Annotated in this window: 24 protein-coding genes; 14 read left to right on the top strand and 10 right to left on the bottom strand. The window is 62.6% G+C overall.

Annotated features, from left to right (window positions below; genetic code table 11):
• Positions 1-14: 14 nt before the first annotated feature.
• From pseI to ACOOFN_RS02385, 6 genes are read left to right on the top strand one after another with little or no spacing between them, the layout of a single operon-like run.
• Positions 15-1,091, top strand: a complete 1,077-nt coding sequence (gene pseI / locus ACOOFN_RS02410; protein ID WP_420433317.1) for a pseudaminic acid synthase — start codon at positions 15-17, stop codon at positions 1,089-1,091.
• Positions 1,081-1,779 carry an acetyltransferase gene (locus ACOOFN_RS02405; RefSeq protein ID WP_420433315.1) on the top strand — a complete coding sequence of 233 codons (699 nt, stop codon included), beginning with the start codon at positions 1,081-1,083 and terminating at the stop codon, positions 1,777-1,779. The genes pseI and ACOOFN_RS02405 overlap by 11 nt, the downstream gene beginning before the upstream one ends.
• Positions 1,772-2,662, top strand: a complete 891-nt coding sequence (locus tag ACOOFN_RS02400) for a hypothetical protein (RefSeq protein WP_420433313.1) — start codon at positions 1,772-1,774, stop codon at positions 2,660-2,662. Before ACOOFN_RS02405 ends, ACOOFN_RS02400 begins: the two co-directional genes overlap by 8 nt.
• Positions 2,659-3,384, top strand: a complete 726-nt coding sequence (locus ACOOFN_RS02395; protein ID WP_420433311.1) for a WbqC family protein — start codon at positions 2,659-2,661, stop codon at positions 3,382-3,384. The genes ACOOFN_RS02400 and ACOOFN_RS02395 overlap by 4 nt, the downstream gene beginning before the upstream one ends.
• Positions 3,381-4,073 carry a cytidylyltransferase domain-containing protein gene (locus ACOOFN_RS02390; protein WP_420433309.1) on the top strand — a complete coding sequence of 231 codons (693 nt, stop codon included), beginning with the start codon at positions 3,381-3,383 and terminating at the stop codon, positions 4,071-4,073. Before ACOOFN_RS02395 ends, ACOOFN_RS02390 begins: the two co-directional genes overlap by 4 nt.
• Positions 4,070-4,693, top strand: a complete 624-nt coding sequence (locus ACOOFN_RS02385) for a pseudaminic acid biosynthesis-associated methylase (protein ID WP_420433307.1) — start codon at positions 4,070-4,072, stop codon at positions 4,691-4,693. The genes ACOOFN_RS02390 and ACOOFN_RS02385 overlap by 4 nt, the downstream gene beginning before the upstream one ends.
• Before the next feature lie 363 nt (positions 4,694-5,056).
• Here ACOOFN_RS02385 and ACOOFN_RS02380 read toward each other — a convergent pair whose 3' ends face one another.
• Positions 5,057-7,768, bottom strand: coding sequence for a TonB-dependent receptor plug domain-containing protein (locus ACOOFN_RS02380; protein ID WP_420433305.1), 2,712 nt, complete (start codon positions 7,766-7,768; stop codon positions 5,057-5,059).
• A gap of 326 nt (positions 7,769-8,094) precedes the next feature.
• Here ACOOFN_RS02380 and ACOOFN_RS02375 point away from each other — a divergent pair, with 326 nt between their 5' ends.
• Positions 8,095-8,487 (top strand): pseudaminic acid biosynthesis-associated methylase, encoded by a 393-nt coding sequence (locus tag ACOOFN_RS02375; protein ID WP_420433303.1) that lies wholly within the window; start codon positions 8,095-8,097, stop codon positions 8,485-8,487.
• On the opposite strand, the gene pseB is transcribed toward ACOOFN_RS02375, so the two are convergent.
• On the bottom strand, positions 8,484-9,569 hold the full coding sequence (pseB, locus tag ACOOFN_RS02370) for a UDP-N-acetylglucosamine 4,6-dehydratase (inverting) (protein ID WP_420433301.1): 1,086 nt from the start codon (positions 9,567-9,569) through the stop codon (positions 8,484-8,486). The two genes, ACOOFN_RS02375 and pseB, sit on opposite strands and share 4 nt — an antisense overlap.
• Positions 9,570-9,672: 103 nt before the next feature.
• Here pseB and ACOOFN_RS02365 point away from each other — a divergent pair, with 103 nt between their 5' ends.
• Both ACOOFN_RS02365 and ACOOFN_RS02360 read left to right on the top strand, forming a co-directional pair.
• Entirely contained in the window at positions 9,673-10,452 is a 780-nt protein-coding gene (locus ACOOFN_RS02365; protein WP_420433299.1) for a cytidylyltransferase domain-containing protein, read from the top strand.
• A gap of 82 nt (positions 10,453-10,534) precedes the next feature.
• The gene (locus ACOOFN_RS02360; protein ID WP_420433297.1) at positions 10,535-13,285 is read left to right on the top strand and encodes a hypothetical protein; all 2,751 of its coding nucleotides are present in this window, start codon (positions 10,535-10,537) and stop codon (positions 13,283-13,285) included.
• Between the two features lie 488 nt (positions 13,286-13,773).
• Here ACOOFN_RS02360 and ACOOFN_RS02355 read toward each other — a convergent pair whose 3' ends face one another.
• Genes ACOOFN_RS02355 through ACOOFN_RS02345 form a run of 3 tightly spaced genes read right to left on the bottom strand, consistent with a single transcriptional unit; the run spans position 13,774 to position 15,667 of the window.
• A complete protein-coding gene (locus ACOOFN_RS02355; protein WP_420433295.1) occupies positions 13,774-14,211 on the bottom strand; it encodes a flagellar basal-body protein FlbY in 438 nt (145 codons plus the stop codon).
• 2 nt (positions 14,212-14,213) lie between these two features.
• Positions 14,214-14,546, bottom strand: a complete 333-nt coding sequence (locus ACOOFN_RS02350; protein ID WP_420433293.1) for a rod-binding protein — start codon at positions 14,544-14,546, stop codon at positions 14,214-14,216.
• A gap of 2 nt (positions 14,547-14,548) precedes the next feature.
• Positions 14,549-15,667, bottom strand: a complete 1,119-nt coding sequence (locus ACOOFN_RS02345) for a flagellar basal body P-ring protein FlgI (protein WP_420433291.1) — start codon at positions 15,665-15,667, stop codon at positions 14,549-14,551.
• Between the two features lie 201 nt (positions 15,668-15,868).
• On the opposite strand from ACOOFN_RS02345, the gene ACOOFN_RS02340 reads away from it, so the two are divergent.
• On the top strand, positions 15,869-16,321 hold the full coding sequence (locus tag ACOOFN_RS02340) for a flagellar assembly protein FliX (protein WP_420433289.1): 453 nt from the start codon (positions 15,869-15,871) through the stop codon (positions 16,319-16,321).
• A 144-nt stretch (positions 16,322-16,465) separates the two neighbouring features.
• Complete coding sequence (gene dksA, locus ACOOFN_RS02335) at positions 16,466-16,909, top strand: RNA polymerase-binding protein DksA (protein WP_420433287.1); 444 nt, start codon at positions 16,466-16,468, stop codon at positions 16,907-16,909.
• Positions 16,910-17,215: 306 nt separating this feature from the next.
• Here dksA and ACOOFN_RS02330 read toward each other — a convergent pair whose 3' ends face one another.
• The 5 genes from ACOOFN_RS02330 to ACOOFN_RS02310 form a co-directional block, all read right to left on the bottom strand.
• Positions 17,216-17,533: a GIY-YIG nuclease family protein gene (locus ACOOFN_RS02330; RefSeq protein ID WP_420433285.1), complete on the bottom strand. Its 318-nt coding sequence runs from the start codon at positions 17,531-17,533 to the stop codon at positions 17,216-17,218.
• A gap of 434 nt (positions 17,534-17,967) precedes the next feature.
• Positions 17,968-18,843, bottom strand: a complete 876-nt coding sequence (gene flgH, locus ACOOFN_RS02325; RefSeq protein WP_420433283.1) for a flagellar basal body L-ring protein FlgH — start codon at positions 18,841-18,843, stop codon at positions 17,968-17,970.
• A 115-nt stretch (positions 18,844-18,958) separates the two neighbouring features.
• Positions 18,959-19,885, bottom strand: a complete 927-nt coding sequence (flgA, locus tag ACOOFN_RS02320; protein ID WP_420433281.1) for a flagellar basal body P-ring formation chaperone FlgA — start codon at positions 19,883-19,885, stop codon at positions 18,959-18,961.
• 10 nt (positions 19,886-19,895) lie between these two features.
• Complete coding sequence (gene flgG, locus ACOOFN_RS02315; RefSeq protein WP_420433279.1) at positions 19,896-20,681, bottom strand: flagellar basal-body rod protein FlgG; 786 nt, start codon at positions 20,679-20,681, stop codon at positions 19,896-19,898.
• Between the two features lie 12 nt (positions 20,682-20,693).
• Entirely contained in the window at positions 20,694-21,428 is a 735-nt protein-coding gene (locus ACOOFN_RS02310; protein ID WP_420433277.1) for a flagellar hook-basal body protein, read from the bottom strand.
• A gap of 265 nt (positions 21,429-21,693) precedes the next feature.
• On the opposite strand from ACOOFN_RS02310, the gene ACOOFN_RS02305 reads away from it, so the two are divergent.
• The 3 genes from ACOOFN_RS02305 to ACOOFN_RS02295 are packed head-to-tail and all read left to right on the top strand — an operon-like array spanning position 21,694 to position 23,809.
• A complete protein-coding gene (locus ACOOFN_RS02305; RefSeq protein WP_420433275.1) occupies positions 21,694-22,287 on the top strand; it encodes a flagellar basal body-associated FliL family protein in 594 nt (197 codons plus the stop codon).
• 8 nt (positions 22,288-22,295) lie between these two features.
• On the top strand, positions 22,296-23,423 hold the full coding sequence (fliM, locus tag ACOOFN_RS02300; RefSeq protein ID WP_420433273.1) for a flagellar motor switch protein FliM: 1,128 nt from the start codon (positions 22,296-22,298) through the stop codon (positions 23,421-23,423).
• Positions 23,420-23,809, top strand: coding sequence for a DUF6468 domain-containing protein (locus ACOOFN_RS02295; protein ID WP_420433271.1), 390 nt, complete (start codon positions 23,420-23,422; stop codon positions 23,807-23,809). Before fliM ends, ACOOFN_RS02295 begins: the two co-directional genes overlap by 4 nt.

Raw genomic sequence — 23,809 nt, 5'->3', positions numbered from 1 at the left:
CTTGGACGCATCCGATGACGAACCACGCCCAGCCTCCCAGAGCCGCCTTCCAGATCGCCGGACGAGAGATCGGCGACGGCCATGCGCCCTACATCATTGCGGAAGTTTCCGGCAATCATAACAAGGATTTGGGCAAGGCGCTGGCGATGATCGATGTCGCCGCGGAATGCGGCGCGGATGCCGTCAAGTTCCAGACCTATACAGCCGACAGCCTGACCCTGCCGAGCGACAAGCCGGATTTCCAGATCACGTCCGGCACCTGGGCGGGCTGGAGTTTGCACCGGCTCTACCAGGAAGCTGCAACGCCCTATGACTGGTTTCCGGCGCTCTTCGACCATGGCCGGGCACGCGGCATCACCGTGTTTTCCTCGCCCTTCGACAATGACGCGGTCGACCTGCTGGAAGGGCTCGAAACGCCCGCACACAAGATCGCCTCGAACGAGTTCACAGACTGGCCGTTGATCCGCCACGCCGCGGCAACCGGCAAGCCGCTCATCCTGTCGACCGGCACCGCCACCCTGGAGGAAATTGACGACACGGTGGCGTTTCTCGAAGGCGAGGGCGCGCGCAATTACGCGCTCTTGCATTGCGTCAGCGCCTATCCCGCCCCGATCGACAGCGCGCACATGCGCAACATCACCGCGCTGCGCGAGCGCTTTCCGGTCCCGATCGGTTTCTCCGATCATACGCTGGACATCACGGCGCCGATTGTTGCCGCCTGTCTCGGCGCGGCGATCATCGAGAAGCATTTCGTGCTCGACCGCGCTGATGGCGGACCGGATTCCTCCTTCGCCATCGAGCCACACGAGTTGAAACGCCTGTGCGAGACGGTCCGCGATGCCCATGCCGCACTCGGTGGCCCGCAATTCGGAATGAAGGATGCGGAGACCAAATCTCCCATCTATCGCCGGCATTTCTACACCATTCGCGACATTGCCGCCGGCGAGACGATCGGCCCGCACAATGTGAAGGCGATCCGCGCCCGCAGGGGCATCGCCGCGCGCGAGTTCGAACGCCTGTTCGGCACCACGGCCAGGGCCGCCATTCCTGCGCATGAACCCGTCACCTGGGAGGCAGTCAATGAGCGCTAGCCGCGAACTGGTGATCTTCGGCTCGGCGGAAGTCGCCGAGCTTGCGCACTATTATTTCACCGAGGACAGCGAATACGACGTTGTCGCCTTTACCGTGGATGACGAATTCGTGGAGGGCGACACGTTCAGGGGGCTTCCGATGATCCCCTGGTCGGAAACCGTGAAGCGCTTTCCGCCGGACCGCTATGCCATGCATGTCGCGCTCTCCTATAAAAAGCTGAACCGCCTGCGGCAGGCCAAGTTCGAGCAGGCCAAGGCGGCGGGCTATACGCTGGCCAGCTATGTCTGCTCGCGCTCGGCGACCTGGCCCGACCTCGAAATGGGCGAGAACTGCTTCATCCTGGAAAACCAGACCATCCAGCCAACCGTGAAGCTCGGCGACAATGTCATGCTCTGGTCGGGCAATCATATCGGCCATGGCAGCCATATCGGCAGCCACACCTATTTCGCCTCGCACATCGTTGTTTCCGGCCATTGCCGCATCGGCGAACGCTGCTTCTTCGGGGTCAACGCGACGCTGCGCGACTTCCTGAAAGTCGGCGACGAAGCCTTCATCGCGATGGATGCCAGCCTGACAAGGGATGTCGAGGCAGGCTCGGTCGTGCTCGGCGCGCCGGCGACGGTCTTTGGTCCTGACGACCCCAAGGGCCGCAAGATCCGCAACAATTATTTCGGCCTCGATGACTAGTTGGACGAAGCTCGGAACCGTGATCCGGCCTGATCCGGACACCTGGTGGGGGCGGACCCACGCCATGCTGCCGACGCCCGAGCATGTCGAGAACTCGCTGTGGCGGATCTGGTGGGGCGGCCGCAATACCGACAACCAGTCGCACATCGGCTGGTCGCTGATCGATCTCGACCAGCCCGATGTCGAGATCGAGCGCGTGAAAGAACCTGAACTCGCGCCCGGCGCGCTGGGCACGTTCGATGACAATGGCGTCCTGCCATCCTGCATCATCAACACCGGCGGCGAGACCCGGCTCTATTATATCGGCTTCAAGCCGGGCGGCACGACGCGCATGGACCTGTTCGGCGGTCTCGCCATCCGCACGGCGAGCGAAACGCGCTTCGAGCGCTGGTCCCGTGCGCCGATCATTGAACGCTGCCGGGTGAACCCGTTCATCAACACCGCGCCCTGGGTCGTCAGGATCCCCATCGGCTGGCGCATGTATTACGTCGCCGGCGTCGAATGGGTGCACAAGGACCTGCCGCGTTACAATATCCAGGTGGCAACCTCCAAAGACGGCCTGCACTGGCAGCGTGACGGGCGCGTCGCCATCGACTTCGAACCCGGTGAGAGCGCGCTCGCGCGCCCCTTTGTCTGGCATGATGGCGAGCACTGGCGCATGTGGTTCGCCTCGAAGGGCGACGTTTATCGCCTGCAGCAGGCGGTCTCGTCCGACGGCCTCAACTGGACGCGCACCGATCCGCCGGGCCTCGAACCCGGCGCGGGCGAGGACAGCGACATGGTCGAATACGCTATCGTGCTGAGCCACAAGGGCCAGCGCATCGTTTTCTACAATGGCAATGATTACGGGAAGGGCGGCGTCCTCGCCGCCATCGAGGCATGACCCACCCCGCCACTGCTCCCGCGCCGAAGCGCGCCGCCATCATGCAGCCGACCTTCCTGCCCTGGTGCGGTTATTTCGCGCTTATGGCGTCGGTCGATCTCTTCGTCTTCCTCGACGATGTCCAGTTCGACAAGCGCTCCTGGCAACAGCGCAATCGCATCAAGACGCCGAACGGAATTGTCTGGCTCACCGTACCGGTGCTCACCAAGGGCCTGCGCGGTCAGACGATTGCAGAAGCCCGCATCCAGCCTGACGCGAAATTTCCGGACGTAATGTGGCGCACCATTGAAATGAGCTTTGCGAAAGCGCCTTTCGCCAATCGCTACCTGCCGGAACTGAACAACATCATGACCGGGCACACCGGTCAGATCTGCGACCTCAACATAGCGATCATCACCTGGATGGCGCAGGAGTTCGGCATCACAACGCCGACCGTGCGCGCGTCGGCGACACCGGTTTCCGCCCGCAAGGCCGACCGGCTGGTCGCCCTGTGCCGTGCGCATGGCGTGCAGAAATATCTCTCACCGCCCGGTTCCCGCGCCTATCTGAAAGACAGCGATGCCTTTGTAGAGGCCGGCCTTTCGCTGGCCTATTTCGACTATACGCATCCCGAGCACGCCCAGCTGCACGGGCCGTTCGAACCCTTCATGTCTGCGCTCGACCTGCTTGTGAACGAAGGCCCGCGGGCCGGCGATATATTGCGTGCCGGGATCGCGCCATGAAACGCATCGCGATCATTCCCGCGCGCGGCGGATCGAAGCGCATTCCACGCAAGAATGTGCGGCCGTTCGCCGGCAAGCCGGCGCTGACGCACATCCTCGCGGCCGCCGAAGCCAGCGGCCTGTTCGACGTGATCCATGTCTCGACCGATGATCCGGATATCGCCGCGATTGCAGGCGCCGCCGGACATCCACCGGAATTCCTGCGCGCTCCTCAAATTGCCGATGATTTTGCACCGATCCGCGCCGTCGTCAGCTGGACGCTGCGTGAATACGAACGCCGGGGCCAGGCTTTCGAGACCGCCGCGCTGCTCTATGCGACGGCCTTCTTTGTCGAACCTCGCGACATTTCGGCCGCGATCACGGATTTCGAAGCGCACCGCACGCACCCGGTTCTCGCGGTGGCGGAAGTTGGCTCGCCGATCGAGAAGCTGTTCATCGAGAAGGATGGCTATCTGCAGACCGCCGACGAGGCGCAGTTTGGCAAGCGCACCCAGGACTTGACCCCTGCCTATCGTGATGCCGGGGCATTCTCGATTTTTGCCGCCCCCAGCCTGCTGGCCGAAACCGACGGCAGCGCACCGCTTCATTTCCGGCCCTTCCTGCTCGATCGCTTGAAGGCCATCGACATCGACACCGAAGATGACTGGGCGTTCGCCGAACGCCTTCACGCCGCAAGGATTATGACATGAGCTACAAGACCGAACAGGAAGCCTTCTGGGCCGGCCAGTTTGGCGATGAATATCGCGACCGCTGTGCGCTGGAACCGGGCCTCGTCGCGGCCCGCACCGCCTGCATGGCGCGTATGTTGCGCAAGGCGGCGCCGGTCGGATCGGCCTTCGAGATCGGCTGCAATATCGGCCTCAACCTGGTCGCCCTGAAAAATGTTTCACCGTCGACAGAGCTTGCCGCCATCGAGATCAATGAGCAATCGGCGCGCCAGGCAAATGAGCTCGGCATCGCGAGGGTCGATACTGCCTCGGTGCTCGATTACGAACCCGGGCGCAGCTATGATCTCACCATGATCTGCGGCGTGCTGATCCACCTCAATCCGGAGGTTCTGCCGCAGGTTTATGATGTGCTGTTCAATGCCTCTGACCGCCACATCCTGTTGTTCGAATACTACAATCCGACGCCGGTCGAGGTGAATTATCGCGGCCATGAGGGCCGCCTGTTCAAGCGCGACTGGGCCGGCGAAATGCTTGACCGTTTCAAGGACCGACTGGAGCTCAAGGATTACGGCTTCTTCTATCACCGTGACCCGATTTCCTGGTCTGATGACGGGACGTGGTTCCTTCTGGAGAAGCGCTGATCGGATCAACCCCTCACCCTCGAAAGCCGACCATAGCATGGCCGCCTTCCTCTACCCCCTCCCCTTTGGAAGGGGAGAGGGAGGGGCGCGAAATCGCCTTGCGATGAGCGACCGGGTGAGGGGTTCTCAAAATCGCACCCCCGTCACCGCATCAAGGCAATCAAATCCCTGTTATCCCCCAACCTGTTCGGGGAATCTTGGGGACCGGCAGATCGCCCGGATAAACCGGATAATGAAGGGTTGGAATTTCCGGCGCGGCCCGACCTGTACGGGATGCTGATGTTTCTCTGGGGTCGAGATCTAGAGGCGCAAAGAAAAAGGGCCGCCCGAACAGGCGGCCCGATAGTTTGCATTCGACGAAGCTTAATTGAACGTATAGCGGAACTTGACGTAGAAAGACCCGCCGTTGAAGCCGGACGGCGAGGCTTCCGGGTAAAGCTGACCCAGAGATCTCGCATTCGGATTTTCGTCCGGATAGCTGTCGAACAGGTTGGTCGCACCCAGAATAAGCTCCAGGTCGTCGTTGACGGAGTATCCGACTTCGGCGTCGAACACGACTTCAGCACCGACCTCACCGGTGCCATTGCCGGTATCTTCCCATTCGCCATAGTACACAGCGCGTGCCAGGAAGCGCCAATCACCCTCGACGTGGGTCAGGGTCACATTGCCTTTCAACTCCGGCAGCAGCTCTTCGAGCGCCGCCACACGGCTCGCACTGATCGGGTTGATGGTCCCGCGATTGTCAACTTCGGTGTCGATCCAAGCGAACGAGACCGACAGGTCCGTATCCCCACCACTGGTCAGCTCGATCGGGATCGTGCCGACCACTTCCACACCGGTTGTCGTGGTGTCGAAACTGTTGGTGAAGTAACGGAACTGAGTGAGATCTTCGAATCCGACAAAGTCGTTCCGGTTGATCACGCCAGCATTCGACAATTCCGTGATGCCCGTGGACACATCGGCGAACGTCGGCAGGCCAGCCTGACCGCCGAAATAGTTCAGGGCCGCCAGAAAGTCGACGTTGGCAGAGAGGGCGATCCGGTCGTCCACATCGATATTGAAGTAATCAATCGTCCAGGTGGATGGACCCAAGTTGAAGCCGGCACCGAGCGTCCAGTTCTGGGCTTCTTCAGTGCCCAAGGTGGGGCGGGCGCCATCCCGGGCCAAAATGAAGTCCGCGGCCAACTGGCCTGCAGCGGATGACAGCGGCAGCGTGCCTTGGTCGATCAGGTTGCCATTGACGTTTTGGGTCGTGACGTTGGTCACATTCGCCTGACCGGCGGTTGGCGCGTGGAAGCCGGTCGACACCGTGGCGCGGAAGCGCAGGTTTTCATTGACTTGATACAGACCCGCTAACTTGTAGTCGGTCGTGTTTCCGAACTGGTCATAATCTTCAAAACGCACAGCGCCCTGAAGGGTCAGATTGTCAGTGACGTCGGCTTCGAGATCGACGTACAGACCATAGCTCGACTGTTCGCTCGTGGAGGAGGCGGTGAACCCGCCGAACCCGTTCGAGCTTGAAGAAAAGCCCTGATCCGCCAGAGGGCCGAGCGCGAAAGACGCTGCATCCCCTTGGGTGATTTCAAACTCTTCCTCGCGATATTCCGCCCCGAACGCAATGTTCAGATCAGAGGCAAAGTCGCCAAAGGGAACAGCATAGCTGAAGTCCAGATTGTAAATGGTTTCAGTCTGCTGGTACGCGCCCGGATCAAAATCGCGCGGCGTGTTGGGACCCAGTGACGCGTTGATGGTATTGTTGATGAAGAAGTCGGACTTGCTCGAACCGTGCACGACGCTGGCGTCGTATTGCAGTCCGGAACCCAGATCGATGGTGCCCCTCACACCCAGGGCGAAGGAGTAATCGGTATTGTCGCCGCCAAAACGCGGGACGAATCCGCTCGGGATTGTCTCGACGAACGAGAAGCAGTTTGGGTCTGCAATCACGGCAGCCAGAATAGCCGGGTCAGCGATCAGGCCGCCCCCTTGGGTCAGCGGAATCCCTGCCGGGCACGAGCCCCCGATTCCGAGACCGTCAAGGTCGCCAACACGAATGGACGGGACGCCGTTCGGATCTGCGACGCCGGTGACGGGATCAACCAACGGACCTCTGTAAACCCCGCCACGATTGGTTGGGTTGCGGTAGAAGAAGCCGCCTTCAACCGTCCGTTCCGCGTAGTTCCCGAACGAATAGAGCTCGGTGTCGGCATTCAGGTCGATACCGGCATTGTAGAACAGCTTGTAGTTATCGCTGACATCGGGTTGACCCCAGTATTGGGGCACTTCATCGGTGTACGAGTTGATGGTCCGGAAATCGGCAACGTCGGTGTTTCCGGCTGCGATCAGGTCCAGAACGTCCTGGCGGACTACAGAGCGAACCGTGCCTTCAACATCCGAAAACTCGGCCGTGAGGTTCAGGAAGCCGTTCTCGGTGAGGGGCAATCCGATATTGCCGGCGACGCGGTAATTAACGCCGTCGCCCTCATACGTGGAGCCATAAACGGCTTCCAATGTACCACCGCTATCGTCGTTTCTCAGCTGGAAGTTTATCACGCCTGCGATCGCATCTGAACCATACTGTGACGACGCACCATCGCGCAGGACTTCAACCTGCCTGAGTGCGAGGGCCGGAATCACGCTGACGTCAGCCCCTTGGGCACCATCAGCAATTCCGCCGCCCAGAAACGAGATGACAGAGCCGCGATGGCGCCGCTTGCCGTTGAGCAGGATCAATACATTGTCCGGCGACAGCGAACGAACATTCGCGGGGCGAATGATGGTCGCGGCATCTGAAATCGGTTGAGTGTTCACATTATAGGACGGAACCGATGTTCGCAGCAGATCCGCGACATCATTGGTCCCCTGGTTGACGAATTCGCTTCCCGGGAAAACGTCGATTGGAGACGTGGAATCAACATTCGATCTTTGCGCACGGCGCGTACCGATCGTGATGACAACATCGTCCGCCTCACTGGCCTGCGAACCGGACGGGTTCTGCGCAAAAGCGGGTCCCCCGACCACCGTGGCAGCCAAGAACATGGAAGTACTGCATAACAGTCTGAAGTTGATATTTTTCATGCTGAATAGTCCAATCTGGATATTGAATTGATCGACAGATGCCAACACCTTACTTTATGTTAATGTTCGCGTTTGGGGGTGATATTTTTGTGACACTTCCTTTTTTTGGGCCGGGCGCCGCACCGTGCAGCGGGGCGGTCGTCCGGGGTTGATGGCGGCGGTTCTGGTATCCGGCCCCTGACGGCAATAGTGATGAATATCCGAACATCAGAGCGCGCGGATGGCCCCGGCAGTCGGTGCGGAAACCAGCGATCGGGATCTACAATTGCTTAGGCGGCAATGCGCTCCAACGCACCTCGAAACGCCTTTTCAGCGCTGGGGCATTCATGACTGCCGGGTTGCCGTCCCAGGTATGCCAGACGTCTTCCGTCGCGTTCGGAACCGCCTCCGTGCTCGATTACACGCCGTCGAAAACCTTCGATCTGACGATGATCTGCGGCGTGCTCATCCACCTCAATCCGGAGGTTCTGCCGCAGGTTTATGATGTGCTGTTCAACGCCTCTGACCGCCACATCCTGTTGTTCGAATACTACAATCCGACGCCGGTCGAGGTGAATTATCGCGGCCATGAGGGCCGCCTGTTCAAGCGCGACTGGGCCGGCGAAATGCTTGACCGTTTCAAGGACCGGTTGGAGCTCAAGGATTACGGCTTCTTCTATCACCGTGACCCGATTTCCTGGTCCGATGACGGGACGTGGTTTCTGTTGGAAAAGCGCTAGCTGCCTATCGCCTTCAGCCGCTGCTCGACAAGGCCTTGCAGCGCGCGCGCATCCATGATTTCCGGATTGCTGTCAGAAGCATAGGCGAAGTCTTCCGGCATCGCCTTCGCGCCCTCGGCGAGATAGCGCGCCCGCATTTCGGCCTCCATCGCAGGCAGGATCGCATAGCGGTCTTCAAGTTCGACCGTCTGGCGCGCATCATCCTCGGGCACCATGACCTCGTGCAGTTTCTCGCCGGGGCGGATGCCGATGATCTTGTGGGGCAGATCAGGTGCGACGGCATGCGCCAGCTCGGTGATCGACATTGACGCGATCTTCGGTACGAAGACTTCGCCGCCCTTTGCCATGGCCAGGCTCGACAGGACGAAGTTCACGCCCTGGTCCAGCGTGATCCAGAACCGCGTCATGCGCGCATCGGTGATCGGCAATTCCGTGGCGCCCTCGGCGATCAGCTTCTTGAAGAAGGGAACAACAGAGCCGCGTGAACCGATGACATTGCCATAGCGCACGACACAGAAAACGGGGCCATTGCGTCCGCCCATGTGCTGGGCGGCGGTGAAGATCTTGTCGGATGCCAGTTTGGACGCACCGTAGAGATTGATCGGGCTCGCTGCCTTGTCGGTGGACAGGGCGACGACGCGCTTGACCCCGCGCTTGATCGCGGCCCGCACCACGTTTTCCGCGCCCATCACATTCGTCTTGATGCACTCGAACGGATTGTATTCGGCAATCGGCACGTGTTTGAGCGCGGCGGCATGAACGACGATGTCGACGTCGCGCATCGCCATGTCGAGCCGCGTCTCGTCGCGCACATCGCCGATGAAATAGCGCAGGCAGGGATGGTCCGCCGGAGAAAATTCCTGCGCCATCTCGTACTGTTTCAATTCGTCGCGCGAAAACACGATCAGCTTTCGCGGCTTGAATTCCTCCAGCACGTTTTTCACGAAGCGCTTGCCGAAGGAGCCGGTGCCGCCGGTGATCAGTATGGTCTTGCCGTCCAGATCAATGCGCGGCTCGCGGAAGTCCCGCCCTGAAAACAGGCCCTCGATATCAGCGGATGAAAGTGTTGCGAGCGTGGCCATGGCGCACCTGACGAATCAATTTCGTTAAGTTTTTGAGTGCGCCGGTTAACGCGCCGTTAGGCCGAAGACGCGATCCTTCATGTGACAAATAGGGGAGATGGCCATGACACTGGCAGTCATCGTGCAGGCTCGCGCCGCGTCCTCCCGTATTCCGTTGAAAGTTCTCGAAGCCCTGGGCGAGCGCAGCGCACTGCTGCGCTGCATGGACCGGTGCCGTCAGATCGACGGCGCGGAGATTGTCCTCGCGGCCGTTCCGGACGGCGCCGAGAACGATGAAATCGCCGAAGAGGCGACCGATGCCGGCTACATGGTAACGCGCGGTCCGGAAGAGGATGTGCTGGCCCGTATCGCGCGTGCCGTTCGCGAATCCGGGGCCGAAACCATCGTTCGCGTCTCCGGGCACCATCCTTTCATTGATCCGCAGATCTGCAGCCGCGTGGTCAATCTCCTGGATGACACCTATGCGGATTTCGCCTGCAACAACATGCCGATGCGTTTCCCCGACGGCCTCCAGTGCGAAGCCTTCCCGGCGCACGTCCTCCAGGAAGCCGACCGCAATGCGACGCGGCCCTTCGACCGTCAGTCCGTTACCGGCTGGATCCGCACCCATCCGCGCATGCGGCGTGTCGCGCTGACCGGGCCGGGCAACGGGCTCGACAATCTCCGCTGGACGCTGGAGGAACCGGCCGATCTCGATTTCTGTGCCGCTGTCTATGCCGAGCTCGGCGAAAAGGCCGCGACCATAACATCCGCCGAGTTGGCCGCCCTGTGCCTGCGCAGGCCCGACATATCGCGACTCAACGCGGCCCTCGCGCAAGCAGAAGAGCCGCTCGGCGAGGCGGAATTCTCGACCCCGCCACTGGCGTTGAGCATCGCGGCCTAGACCGCGTGTTTACCTTCAAAATAAACGAAATCCCAATGTCTCGGCGCGATCATGAGCGGTCAACTCGAAGGAGTGCACCCGCGTGGAAATCACGCCGTTCGACTTCACCGCCCTGACCGGCTGGTACCAGGCCAAGACGGCGACCCGTCTGGCCAGCCTGACGCCGCAGCTTTCGGGCGCGTCGGCGGGCGCGAACGCGGCGGCGCAACAGGGCAAGGACGTCTTGCCGCCCTGGGATGTGCGCGGCGATATCACCGGGCTCGACGAGGTCAGCCGCAAGGTGCTGGCCAGCGGCAAGTTCTTCGATTCAAAGCTTTCGGAGTTTTCCAATACCGGTGCCTCGACCGACATCAAAACGCTGTTCGCGATGCACCAGGGCCTGCGCCGCATGTATGCGCTCGCCGAGGAAGCCGCCGACAAGACGACGATCGATTCACGCCGTGACTTTCTCAACCGCCGCTTTCTCGAAGGCGCCGGCCAGCTCGACGCGTTCTTCCAGGACACCGATCTTGAAGGCGTTACCGTCCTCAAGGGCGAGGAATTGTCCAAGGCCGAGGCCGGTGTCGCAATTTCGCGCGGGCTGTCGGAATACACGACCGGGGTCATCCACACCGGCGATTTCGACGCCGAGGTCGCCAGCCTGACGGGCGATGTCCAGTTCACGATCTCGGTGAAGAAATCCGGCGTCACCACGCCGATCAATATCGACCTCGCCGACATGGGCGCGACGACGCGCAATCTCGACAACATCGCTGCCCACATCAACACCGCGCTCGAAAATGCCGGCATGATCTCCACCTTCGAACGCGTGAAGATCGGCGAGGAAGACGAGAACGGCGTGATCGCGGGCAATGATTTCGGTTTCAAGATCCAGGGCGCCTCGACCGAGGTGATCACCTTCTCCGCGGCAACCGCCGCGCCCGCTGTCTATCTCACCGGCACATCGGGTATCGGCGACAGTGCCGGCGGACAGATCGTCAAGCTGACCGACCTGGCGTCAGGCACACCGGTCACCGAGTTCACCCGCCGGCTGGAAGCCAGCCCCGACGAGCTCACCACGGTCGACGATGACGGCAAGGAGACGACCTCCACGACCACCAACCCGCTCGAGCTCAAGGCGTCGGCCTTGGGCGCGGACGGCGCGCTTTACGTGCTCGGCGAGACCAGTGCGGACATCGCCGGCCGCGTGGTGAAGGGCGACACGGATCTCGTCCTGCAGAAGATTGATTCCACCGGCAAGACGGTCTGGACCCGCACGCTCGGCGCCGCCAGCGACGCGGCCGGCGCCTCGATCACCGTGGATCCCGATGGCGATATTGTCGTTGCCGGCACGGTCACTGGCGCGCTCGGTGATACCACCAGCATCGGCGGCAGTGACAGCTTCGTCGCCAAGTTCGACTCCGCCGGCGTGGAACAATGGCTCAAGCGTTTCGGCGGCACCGAGGACGACAGCCCGACCGCGGTTACCGTGGCCGCCGATGGCGCGATCTATGTCGCCGGACAGGCCGGCTCGGCCTTTGGCGGCAAGAGCCATGGCGGCGGCGAAAGCGATGGCTATGTCCGCGCCTATGCCAGCGACGGCACCCTGTCCTGGACGCGCCGCACCGGCAGCACGCGCGACGAGCGCGCCGAGGCCGTGGCCATTGCCTCCGATGGCGGCCTGCTGGTCGCCAGCAATGAGGATGGCCGCGCGCTCCTGCGTAAATACGATACCGCTGACGGCGACAGTGCTGCGATCTGGGAGGTCGATCTCGGTGATCTGGAGGACGGCGCGATCGGCGGGCTGACGGTTGATGGCGATGATATCTATTTCGCGGGCTCGGCCGGATCGTCCTTTGCGCCATCCGCGCCGCTGACGGCGCATTCCGGCGGCCGAGACGCGGTTGTGGTGAAGCTCACCGACGGTGTCAGCCCGACCACGCAATGGACGCAGTTTGTCGGCTCCGACGCCGATGACAGCGCCGCGTCCGTTCAGGTCTCGGCCGGCACGGTCTACCTCGCCGGCAAGACCACGGGCGAGCTGGCCGGCGCCACCCAGAACGGCACCCGTAATGCGTTCGCCGCCTCGCTCGATGCGACGACCGGCGCCACCCATTTCACGACCCAGATTTCCGGCCGTGGCGGCATCTCGCAGGCCAATGGCCTGGTTGTCGATCCGGCAGGCGACAGCATTCTCGATGATCTCGGCCTGCCGGCGGGCACGCTCGCCTATGCCGACACGCGCGTCGTCACCGACCGCACCTCGGTCCGCGATGGCGATCATTTCTACATCTCGGTCGATGGCGGTCGCCGCAAGAAGATCACCGTCGATGCCGACGATTCGCTGCGCGCCCTGACCTTCAAGATCAATGCCGCCCTGGTGCTCGACGGCGCTTCCGATGTACGCCGCTCGACGGCGGGCGATGTTTTGCGCATCACCCCCAATCCGAACGTCACCATCGAATTGTTCGCCGGGTCCGACGGCCGCGATGCGCTCAAAGGGCTTGGCCTGGTGGCCGGTGCTGTCACCGGCAAGGAGAGCTTTCTCGATCGCGACAAGACATCGGCAGCGCCGAAAGTCTTCGCGCTCGAGCTCGGCAATGACATCTCCCTCGCCACCAAGGACCGCGCAGCCGCTGCCGCCAAGGCGCTCGAGGAAGCGATGAACATTGTCCAGCGCGCCTATCGCGACCTGACCACGCCGCAGGCGCTGAAGGACCTTCTCAACGGAGAGGGCAAGGGCAACAGGGGCGGCACGGTTCCCGCCTACATGACCGCACAATATGCAAATTATTCCGCCGGTCTCGCCCGCCTGCAGGCCGGTAGCGGCACCAACGCCACGGCGTATTTCTGATTTGATCCGGTGATTCCGTGATTCCGGGACCCGGGCATTCCGGAATGGGTTCCGGATCAGACCGTCGCCTGTCCGGGATGACGTGTGGGAGATAGGTGACAGGAATCGGTGACCACAAATGGCCCTTCATGCCTTGCCGGGATTTTTCGGCGCCGGGTTTTCAGGTCAAGGGCGCGAAAGCGCCGCTTCGCGGTTTCACCCTTGAGCTGAAATCCCGGCGCGAAAGACTGGCCAGCATGGAATGAAAGGCGAGGACGGCCTGGCTTTCCCCTCCCAGCGAGGGGGCGACAACGTAACTTCAGAAAACCATTGTCATCCCTGCGAAAGCAGGGACCCAGTTGCGTCCTTGAAACGGTCACGCCCGGAGCCAACCAGCCGAAAGCGTCGTCGCCGAGCAAACTGCGCGCAGGGCGAAAGCGCGTCACCGCTGCTCTGGGTCCCCGCTTCTGCGGGGATGACATTATTGGGCATTTGGCAGAGCGGCAGGTCTAGGCCCGCTGGTTCACCGCGATTGCGGGCGCAGAGGACGGCGGGCGCGCCGAACCCGGGCCATAACCGGCATCCTGGTCGCGCAGGCGCGCGGCTTCGTCAGCGACCGAGCGGACAATGCCTTCGGTCAGCACCCGCAAGCTGTCCACCGCGCGGCCATTGGCGTGCAGCGCCTCGGTGAAGGCCGCGGTCACGGTTTTCAGCTGCTGCTTCAGGGCCAATGGGGCCGCCTCGAGCCGGTCGGGCTCACTCTTCACCGCGGCGATCTCGCGCCGGTAGATCGTCGCCAGCTTCGATTTCTCGTCCTGGAAAGGCTTGGCCTCGAGCGGCCGGTGCGCCTCGAACAGCGCGGTTTCCGTCTCGATCAGCTCGGTCAGCCGCGAGGTGAGGAGGATCAGCGCCTCGGCGCGTTCAGCAGGGGAATTGGCAGCCAGCATGGTCAGACCTCTCCGGATTCCTGGTAGCGCAGGATTTCGGCGGTCAGATTGTCGGCCAGGCCGAGCCCGCCCGTGCCCGCCATGACGCGCGCATATTCCTCGTGCAACAGGCCGGAGAATGCGGCTTCGCCCGGTCCGCCGCCGAAAGGATTGTTCTCGCCGACGCCCTTGAACATCGCCTCGATCATTTGCGACAGGAAGAAGGCCTCGAACTCCTCGGCAACCTGGCGCGCCTGTTCCTCGTTCTCGACGCGGCGCAGCTGCGGCTCGCGGCCGGCCGATGCGCCGCTTAACGCCTGCGCCAGCTGGGCATCTGGATTCATCAGCCCGTCCATCGCTACAGCACCTCGATCTCGGCCTGCAGCGCGCCGGAGGCGGCGACCGCCTGCAATATGGCAATCATGTCGCGCGGCGAAACGCCAAGCGCGTTGAGCCCGTCGACCAGGTCGGACAGCGAGACGCCATCATCCAGCACGCCGAGCTGCGAGAGGTCTTCTTCCACGCTGACATTGGTACGCGGCAGGACAACGGTCTCGCCGGTTTCGGAGAACGGTGCCGGCTGGCTGGCGATCGGCGTCTCGGACACCGAGATCGTCAGATTGCCCTGTGCAATGGCGACGGTGGAGACGCGCACATTCTCGCCCATCACGATCGTTCCGGTCGCCTCGTCGATGATTACCCTTGCCGGAAGGTCGGGCTCGACGCGCAGCAATTCGACCTCGGACAGGAGCGCGACCATGTCGCCCTCATAATAATCCGGCCGGCTCAGGACGATGGTGGCAGGATCGGAAGCGCGGGCCGCATCTGAGCCGAGATAGGCATTGATCGCTTCGGCCGTGCGCCGCGCCGTGGTGAAATCCGGATTGCGCAGTGCCAGGCGGATCGCCGAGCGGTTGGCGAGGTCGAAGCGCAGCTCGCGTTCGACCAGGCCGCCATTGGCGATGCGGCCGGCCGTCGGCACGCCGCGCGTGACCGAGGCGCCATCACCCTGGGCGGCAAATCCGCCAACGGCAAGCTGGCCCTGGCCGACGGCATAGACCTGACCGTCCGCGCCGATCAGCGGTGTCGCGATCAGCGTGCCGCCCTGCAGCGAGGAGGCATCGCCGATCGCCGAGACGGTGATGTCGACCCGCGTGCCCTGTGTCGCGAACGGGCGCAGATGCGCGGTGACGATGACGGCAGCGGTGTTGCGCGTGTTCAGCGTCGCATCCCGCGTGTTGACGTCGAAGCGTTCCAGCATCGCCGACAGGGATTGCCGCGTGAAAGCGGCATTGCGCAAGCTGTCGCCGGTGCCGTCGAGCCCGACCACCAGGCCGTAACCGACCAGCTGGTTGTCGCGCACGCCTTCGACATCGGCAATGTCCTTGATGCGCGAATTGGCGTGGGCCGGCGTGGTCAGCACGGCGAGGCCGACGAGGAAGGTGAGGGCGGCAAAGAGATAGGTGGCGCGGCGCATGATCCGGGGTGTCCCCTGTTTTTGTCTCGCACACGGAGGTGCGAAATCCGTGCCATGTGAGGCTGCGCGTAAGTTATTGAAAACAAAGTCGGTATTGGAAGTGCGCCCGGCGCCTTGATCGGCAAATCGCCCCGCTACGGCAAGATTTGCCGGGCCGCCGGCAGGCCTTAAACGCTTGTTAAGCCGAAGCAGAAGACTTTCATGGCCAACAGGAAATGCCACATCGGGGACGTCCACACGATGAAAGTCACCGGACCAGGGTCCACCTCTTCCGTGTCTTCCAAACGCCGCGCCGGCAAGGCCGGGGGCGAGGGATTTTCCGTCGATACGGCGAAGGCCGGCGGACAGCCGGGTGTCGCCGCCGCGTCCGGCGCCAGCGCGCTGACCTCGGTCGATGCCATCCTGGCGTTGCAATCGGTCGGCGATTTCGCCGGCGCCAGGAAGCGTGCCACCGAACGCGCCTTTTCCATGCTCGACGTGCTTGACGATCTGAAGCTCGCCCTTCTGGAAGGCGGCATTCCGCGTACCAAGCTGGTGGCGTTGATGGACCTGCTGCAATCGCGCCGCGAGGCCACGCAGGACGCCCGCCTCGAGCAGATGCTGGACGAGGTCGAGACGAGGGCCGCCGTCGAACTGGCTAAGCTGGAAGCCTAAGTCTGCGATTATACTCGCCTATTTCCTGTGGATTCTAACAGGAAATTTACCCGGTCTGACAGCTTTTCCGAATTGACTTGGCACGCCGCTTGCGTCATTTCGGGCCCGCCTGTGGGGGGCAGTGAGTAAACGGGAGTTGGCGTAATGGCGAAGAAGAACGACGCTTCATCCTCTTCCATAGAACTTCCAGCCGGTTACAAGCCGACGACCAAGGAGCCGTTCATGAATGAGCGGCAGCAGGAATATTTCCGGCGCAAGCTGGAAGCCTGGAAGGAAGAGATCATCCGCGAAAGCCGGACCACGATCGAGGCTTTGCAGGAAGACGTCGGCACCATGCCGGATCTCGCCGACCGCGCCTCGACGGAAACCGACCGCTCGCTGGAACTGCGCGCCCGCGACCGCCAGCGCAAGCTGATCTCCAAGATCGACTCGGCGCTTCGCCGCATCGACGAAGGCACGTATGGCTATTGCGAGGAAACCGGCGAACCGATCAGCCTGAAACGCCTCGACGCGCGCCCCGTCGCGACCCTGTCGCTGGAAGCCCAGGAACGCCATGAGCGGTCTGAACGGGTGCACCGGGACGATTAAATTCGTCTGAATTTACAACCCATATTTTGCCGACCTGGCACCTCATCCCGAGGTGCTCGCATAGCGAGCCTCAAGGGACCGGAGGCCGGGCGCTTTGCGTGGTTCGAGGCCGCCTTCGGCGGCTCCTCACCATGAGGTAGGTGAGAGCTTCGTCACCCTCGCATTCGCTAAGCCCTCTGCCACCTTCTCAGCTCATCCCGAGGTGCTCGCATAGCGAGCCTCGAAGGATCGGAGGCCAACTGCCCTCGCGTGGTTCGAGGCTTTCCTGGCGGAAAGCACCTCAACATGAGGTGGATTGTGGGAATTTCAGGACGCTGGTTTGCCGCCGCGCCGTTTTGAAAGCCGTTTTAGAGCCTGCCAATCCCCCGCAATGAAGGCTTCTTTCTTGGCGCGTGACCAGCCCTTGATCTGGCGCTCGAAAGCCACCGCATCGGCAAGCTGGAAACTCCAGTCCGCCCACACCAGTTCGATCGGTCGGCGGGCCGCAGTGTATCCACCGAATGTGCCGGCCTGGTGCTCGGCGACGCGTTGCTCCATGTCCTCGCCCCGGTGCGTGCCCGTATAATAGGAGCCGTCTGCGCAGCGCAGGATGTAGACCCAGATCATCTTGGGTGGCTGGCGCATGGTTTAATGTACCACAATCAAAGATTGAATCCAGGTGTCTTCGCTGTGCGTGGTTCGAGGCCCGCCTGCGCCGGGCACCTCACCATGAGGTGGGTTTGTGCTTCGACACCCTCGTATTCGCTAAGCTCTCTGCCACCCTTTCACCTCATCCTGAGGTACTCGCGTAGCGAGCCTCGAAGGATCGGAGGCCACCCGCCTTGCATGGTTCGAGGCTGGCCTACGGCCAGCACCTCACCATGAAGTAGGTGGGAGGTTAATTCAGGCGCTTCCCAGACGTCAAAGCCACCCGCCCACCTCATCTTGAGGTGGCGGCGTAGCCGCCCTCGAAAGATCGGAGCCCAAGCAAAAATAACCCCTGTCGCCGGAGCGACAGGGGCCAAGGTGCGCCACTGGGTGGTGGAGCGGAGCTCCGGCCGGTCAGGGCCGGAGAAAACCTAGAACGGCCAGAGAATGTCGAAGACCTCCTGGCCGACGCGCGGGCGCTGAACATCCGAGATATGGCCGCGGCCGCCATAGGAGATGCGGGCTTCGGCGATCTGGGTGTGGCGGATCGTATTGTCCGAGGCGATGTCCTGCGGGCGCACCACGCCCGAGACCAGGAGCTCGCGGACCTCGTTGTTGATGCGCACTTCCTGGCGTCCGGCGATCGCCAGATTGCCGTTCGGCATGCGGTCGGTGACGATGGCGGCGACCGAAAGGCTGATCGATTCCGAGCGGCTGACACCGCCCGTGCCAGTGTGCGAGCCATTGGAGCCGAAACTGGCGATCGAGGTCGGATCGATCGCATCGTTGAAGAATTGCGAGAGCGCCGCCTCGCCGCCCAGGAAATTGGTGAGATTGCTGTTCTCGGCGCTGGTGCGCGAGCGATTGGTGGAGTTCTGCACGCTGGCACTGTCGGCGATATTGATGGCGACGGTGAGAATGTCGCCCGGATTGGCCGCCCGCGGATCGCCGAAGAAGGTCTGGCGGCCGGGCGTCCACAGGGAATTGGTCGGCGAGGCGTCATAGCTCGCCGGGATGGCGCCGGCGTGGGCGTGGTGTTGCGACTGATGAGGTTGCGGTGCGGCGGCGTGCGCTTGCGGCGCCCGGATTGGCGCTTGTCCGCCGTAGGAGTGCTGCGGGCTATACTGGCCGGTATAGCGGCCCTGGCGGTCGTGATGCGGCGAGCCGGAATTCGGACCCGTCGCATAGAGCGCCGGGTTCTCGATCGGCGACAGGGCGGGGACGGCGCCGACCTCGGTCAGCCGTTCGGCCGTGGCGCACGCGCCGAGCGAAGCGGCGGCGGAGATGACAAGCAGTTTGCGGATCATGGCTCTTTTCCCAGTGTTGAATTGGCGGGTATTGTTTTTGTTGGTCTTTTTCGTTGTCGTAGTCGTAGTAGTAGGAGGTGGTTCACCGAAAACTGTAGGAGTCTCCGGATTCGGCTCAGGACGGTCCGGCGGTGACGACACGGGCGCGGCCCGGGCCTTCCACCATCGCGTCTACCGTGCGGTTGGACTGCAGATTGACGAAGCGCGCGATCTCGTTCGCGCCAGCATCCTCCAGCGCCCGGGCGCGGGCGGTCAGCGACAGGCCCGGCACGGTGAACACCAGGCTCACAATCTCTCCACGGGCGATGATGACCGGGGCCTGCAGATCGTAGGCGCGGACCGCTTCCCCGGGACGCAGCGCGCGGCGGGCTTCCTGGCCGATCATCTGGTCGGGATGCATCACCGCATCGTTGCGCAGACGGTCGGCCCGCACCGCCTGCCAGTCGAGGTCGGCAGGCTCGATCACATGACCCGCGGGGATGGCCCGGCCCAGCACCGGCACTTCGATGGTCGCGAAAGCGCGGCCATTGATGCGCACCGGATCCGCACCGTCATAAGGGATCAACTCGGCCTGGAAGACACCACTCGAGGCGGCATGATCGAAGGCGACGATCTCCGGCAGGCCGGCACTGTCGAGCGGCGCATGGATAGCCTGCGCGCCGGACAGGGCGACATCGTATTCATTGCCGTCGCGGCCATAGAGCTCGCCGGCAATCATCTCAGCCAGGATGTCGGTATCGATGACCCGGCTGGCGCGCTCCACCGTGATGCGGCGCAGGCGGTTGGGATTGCCCCAGGCCAGCCCGTGCTCGCGCGCCTGGCTGCGGATATAATCCGGGTCCAGCGAGGTGCGGCGGCCGGGTTGCGGTGCGCGCGCCACGACGATTCCGGCGGCCTCGCCCTCGATGGCGAACAGATCGCCCAGCGTGATGACGGCGCCTTCGACACGCAGCCGGTCGCGCAGCATGACGGGATCGTCGGCGAAGGCCAGCTGCGGCGGCGGCAGCAGCACCAGGGCGAGGGCGAAGAGCAGGGTTTTCATCTATCCGTCCTCACCGAAGGTTCGAGCTGGCAGCCATCATCTCGTCGGAGGCCGAGATGACGCGGGCATTCATTTCATACGCCCGCTGGGCCTGGATCAGGGCGGTGATCTCCGAGACCGCATTGACGTTCGCGGTTTCGACGAAGCCCTGTCGGACCACGCCGAAACCGGTCGAGCCGGGTGTGCCCGTGGTGGGGGCGCCGGAGGCAGCGGTCTCGGTGAACAGATTGTCGCCGCGCGCTTCCAGCCCGGCTTCGTTGAAGAAAGTCGACAATTCCAGCTGGCCGACAACCTGCGCGTCGGGCTGGCCATCAATGATCGCCTGCACCTGTCCCTGCTGGTTGATCGCGACATCGCGTGCGCCCTGCGGAATGGCGATGCCGGGGGCGACAGTGTAGCCGTCCGTGGTCACGATCTGGCCGTCCGGGCTGACCGCGAAATTGCCGGCGCGAGTATAGGCATCCTCGCCGGACGGCAGCTGGATGCGGAAATATCCGCGGCCGGAAATGGCGAGATCGTAGCGGTTGCCGGTCTGGGTCAGGCTGCCCTGTTCGGTAATCCGGTAGACCGAGGCGGCCTGCACGCCGAGCCCGACCTGGACGCCCGTCGGGACGATCGTCCCGGCGTCCGAGGACGAGGCGCCCATGCGCTCGACGCTCTGGTAGATCAGGTCCTGGAATTCGGCCCGCTGGCGGTGGAAGGCCGTCGTGTTCATGTTGGCGATGTTGTTCGAGATGACCTCGACATTCATCTGCTGGGCCTGCATGCCCGTCGCGGCGGTGGTGAGGGATCGCATGGCTTAACTCCCTTAAGCTCGGCCGAGGCGTTCGATCGCCTTGCGGCTCAGTTCCTCGCCCTGCGAGAGGAAGCGGGAAACGGATTCATAGGCGCGCATCGTCTCGATCATGCGGGTGAGTTCGAGGATGGGCTGGACATTGGAGGCCTCGACATAGCCCTGGCGGATAACCGCATCGGCGGCGATGTCGGCTTGCGCCTCGCCGGCCGCATACCGGCCATTGCCCGATTTCTCGAGCAGCGACCGGTCCTCGAAGCGGTACACCGCGAGACGCGCGACCTCGGCATTGTTCTGGACCAGCGCACCGTCCTCGGTGATCATGACCTCGCCCTGGGCGGCATCGATCAGGATGGGAGCGCCGAGATCGTCGAGCACCGGAGCGCCATCGGCGACGGTCAGCCGACCTTCGCTGTCGAGGCGGAAGCGGCCGTCGCGCGTGTAGAGTGCTTCGCCGTCGCGGCCCTCGATCTGGAAGAAGCCGTCGCCTTCCAGCGCGACATCCAGCGTCCGGCCGGTGAAATCCAGCGAGCCTTCGCGGAAATCGCGGCCCATTCCCCAGGCATCGACATATTGCAGGTCGCGCGGACCGTCCTGCGAACTGGCGGTCTCGGCGGCCTCGTTTCGCATCAGCAGGGATTCGACGTGAAAGCCCGGCGTGTTGGCGTTTGCGATGTTGTTTGCGGTAATTTCCATTTCGCGGCGTAGCGTCAGCTGTCGCGAAAGCCCGATCATCAAGGCGTTATCCATGGCGCGTTCCGTCCGTTCTGGAGCGTTATGTTTTCGAGCACCGTCTTTTGCAGCGCTTGGCCCCCGCCTTGCAGCCCGCGTGCCATGGTTAATAAGTAGCAAATACAACAGTTTACGTAAATGTCACGCCGCTATGTGCCCGGCATTCCGGCAGATTGCACCCCTCCGCTGGGCAGGAATTGCCGGTTGGCCTGCAAATGCAAACGCCTCGTTAACCGGAGCGAGCGTTAATCGCCTTGATCTGCAAGGGAATCGGAGCCGAGCGATGGCCGACGAAAACGAAGAGGTCGAAACCGAGGACGCCGAAGGCGAGGAAGAGGGCGAGGGCAAGAAGAAAAAGCCTGGAATCATGAAGCTGGCGCTGTTTATCGGCTTGCCGGTCGTGATCCTGCTCCTCGGCGGCACTGCCGCTTTCCTTCTGTTGTCCGGTGGCGGCGAGGATGAACACGCCGTCGCTGAAGCGGGCGAACATGGCGAGACTGGCGCTGACAGCCATGATGGTGGCCACGGCGATAGCAGCCACGGCGAGGATATCCATATTGCCTCCTTCCCCGATATCACCGTGTCGATTGTCGATGCGCGCGGCGGCAATTCGATTTTGACCCTGTCGCTAAGCTTCGAGACACCGGAAGAAGATCTCGGCCACGTTCTGCTCGAATCGGATGGCGAGACGCTCACCCTCGAAGGCCGCAGGCTGGTCGATCAATACATGGGCTTTCTGCGCGAGCTTCGGCCGGAAGACCTTGCCGGCAGCGCCGGCATGCAGCGCATCCGGATCGAACTCCTGCGCCGCGCGCAGCTCGTCCTCGGCGAGGAACGCGTGCAAAGCGTGCTGATCACGAATTTGTTGATCGTTTAGGGTGGTAGATGGCTGACGCAGCAGAAACCGAAGCGCCGGAGCCGGAAGTTCCGGAGAATGCCGAAGGTGAGACCGCGGAAGGCGATGAGCTTTCCGAGGAATGGAATTCCATGGTCGGTGAGGACGGTGGCGATTCGCCCGCGTCCGCAGCGCCCGAGCGTATCCTCAACCAGGACGAAATCGACAGCCTGCTGGGCTTTTCGATGTCGGATGACGAGGGCGCCGACAAGTCCGGCATTCGCGCGATCATCAATTCCGCCCTGGTCTCGTATGAACGACTGCCAATGCTGGAGATCGTGTTCGACCGCCTCGTGCGACTGATGACGACCTCTCTACGGAACTTCACGTCGGACAATGTCGAGGTCAGCCTCGACAACATCTCCTCGATGCGCTTTGGCGATTATCTCAATTCGATCCCGCTGCCGGCCATCCTTTCGGTCTTCCGCGCGAAACAACTTGATAATTATGGTCTGCTGACGGTCGATTCCAACCTGATCTATTCGATCGTCGACGTCCTGCTTGGCGGGCGCCGTGGCACCAGCGCGATGCGCATTGAGGGGCGTCCCTACACGACGATCGAACGGACCCTCGTGCAACGCATGATCGAGGTCGTGCTGCAGGATGCCAAGGCGGCCTTCGAGCCGCTGACAGAAGTCGACTTCGCGCTCGAGCGGATCGAAACCAATCCGCGCTTTGCGGCAATCGCCCGGCCCGCCAACGCCGCCATTCTTGTGCGGCTTCGCGTCGACATGGAAGACCGCGGCGGTCGCGTCGAATTGCTTCTGCCCTATGCGACGCTCGAACCAATCCGGAAAATGCTGCTCCAGCAATTCATGGGTGAGAAGTTTGGGCGCGATAATATCTGGGAAAGCCACCTCGCGACCGAGCTTTGGTCGACCCGCATGGAAGTCTCTGCAGTGTTGGATGAAATCCGGATGCCATTGGGCAAGGTCATGAACATGAAGGTCGGAGACACGATCTATCTCGATGCTGGCCCGGAAAGCCCCGTAGAGCTGCGATGCGGGGCCGTCCCGCTGACCAAGGGCCGTATGGGCCGCCTAGGCTACAATGTGGCCGTTCGGCTTGGCTCGCCGCTCTCCACTCGCACCAAGAAAGCCCTGATGAGGTCCGTATGACGCTTGCATCGCTGGTATTCGAAGGCGCCGTGGCGCTGCTTGTCCTTCTCGCCGCAATCATGCTCTGGCGGGTGGATGCCAAGCTTCGGGCCCTGCGCTCGGGACAAGATGGCATCCGCGCGTCCATTATCGCCCTCGACGAGGCGTCGGAACGGGCGCGCGCCAGCCTGGCAGCGCTGCAACGCGCAGCCAAGGACAGTGGTGAAAGGCTGGAAGCCAATGTCCAGCGCGCCCAGTCGCTTTCAGATGAGTTGCGCCTGCTGGTCGATGCCGGCGACCGCCAGGCCGAGGCGATTGCTTCCCGCCCGCGGCGCAAATCGATCGCGGATCATTTTCCTGAAGGTGGCCGCAAGACCGCTTTCTCTGACCTGAAAGACGTGCGTTAG

It is taken from the genome of Hyphobacterium sp. (assembly GCF_965217055.1).
Classification (GTDB): Bacteria; Pseudomonadota; Alphaproteobacteria; order Caulobacterales; family Maricaulaceae; genus Hyphobacterium.
This window is presented reverse-complemented; position numbering and strand designations above follow the sequence as displayed.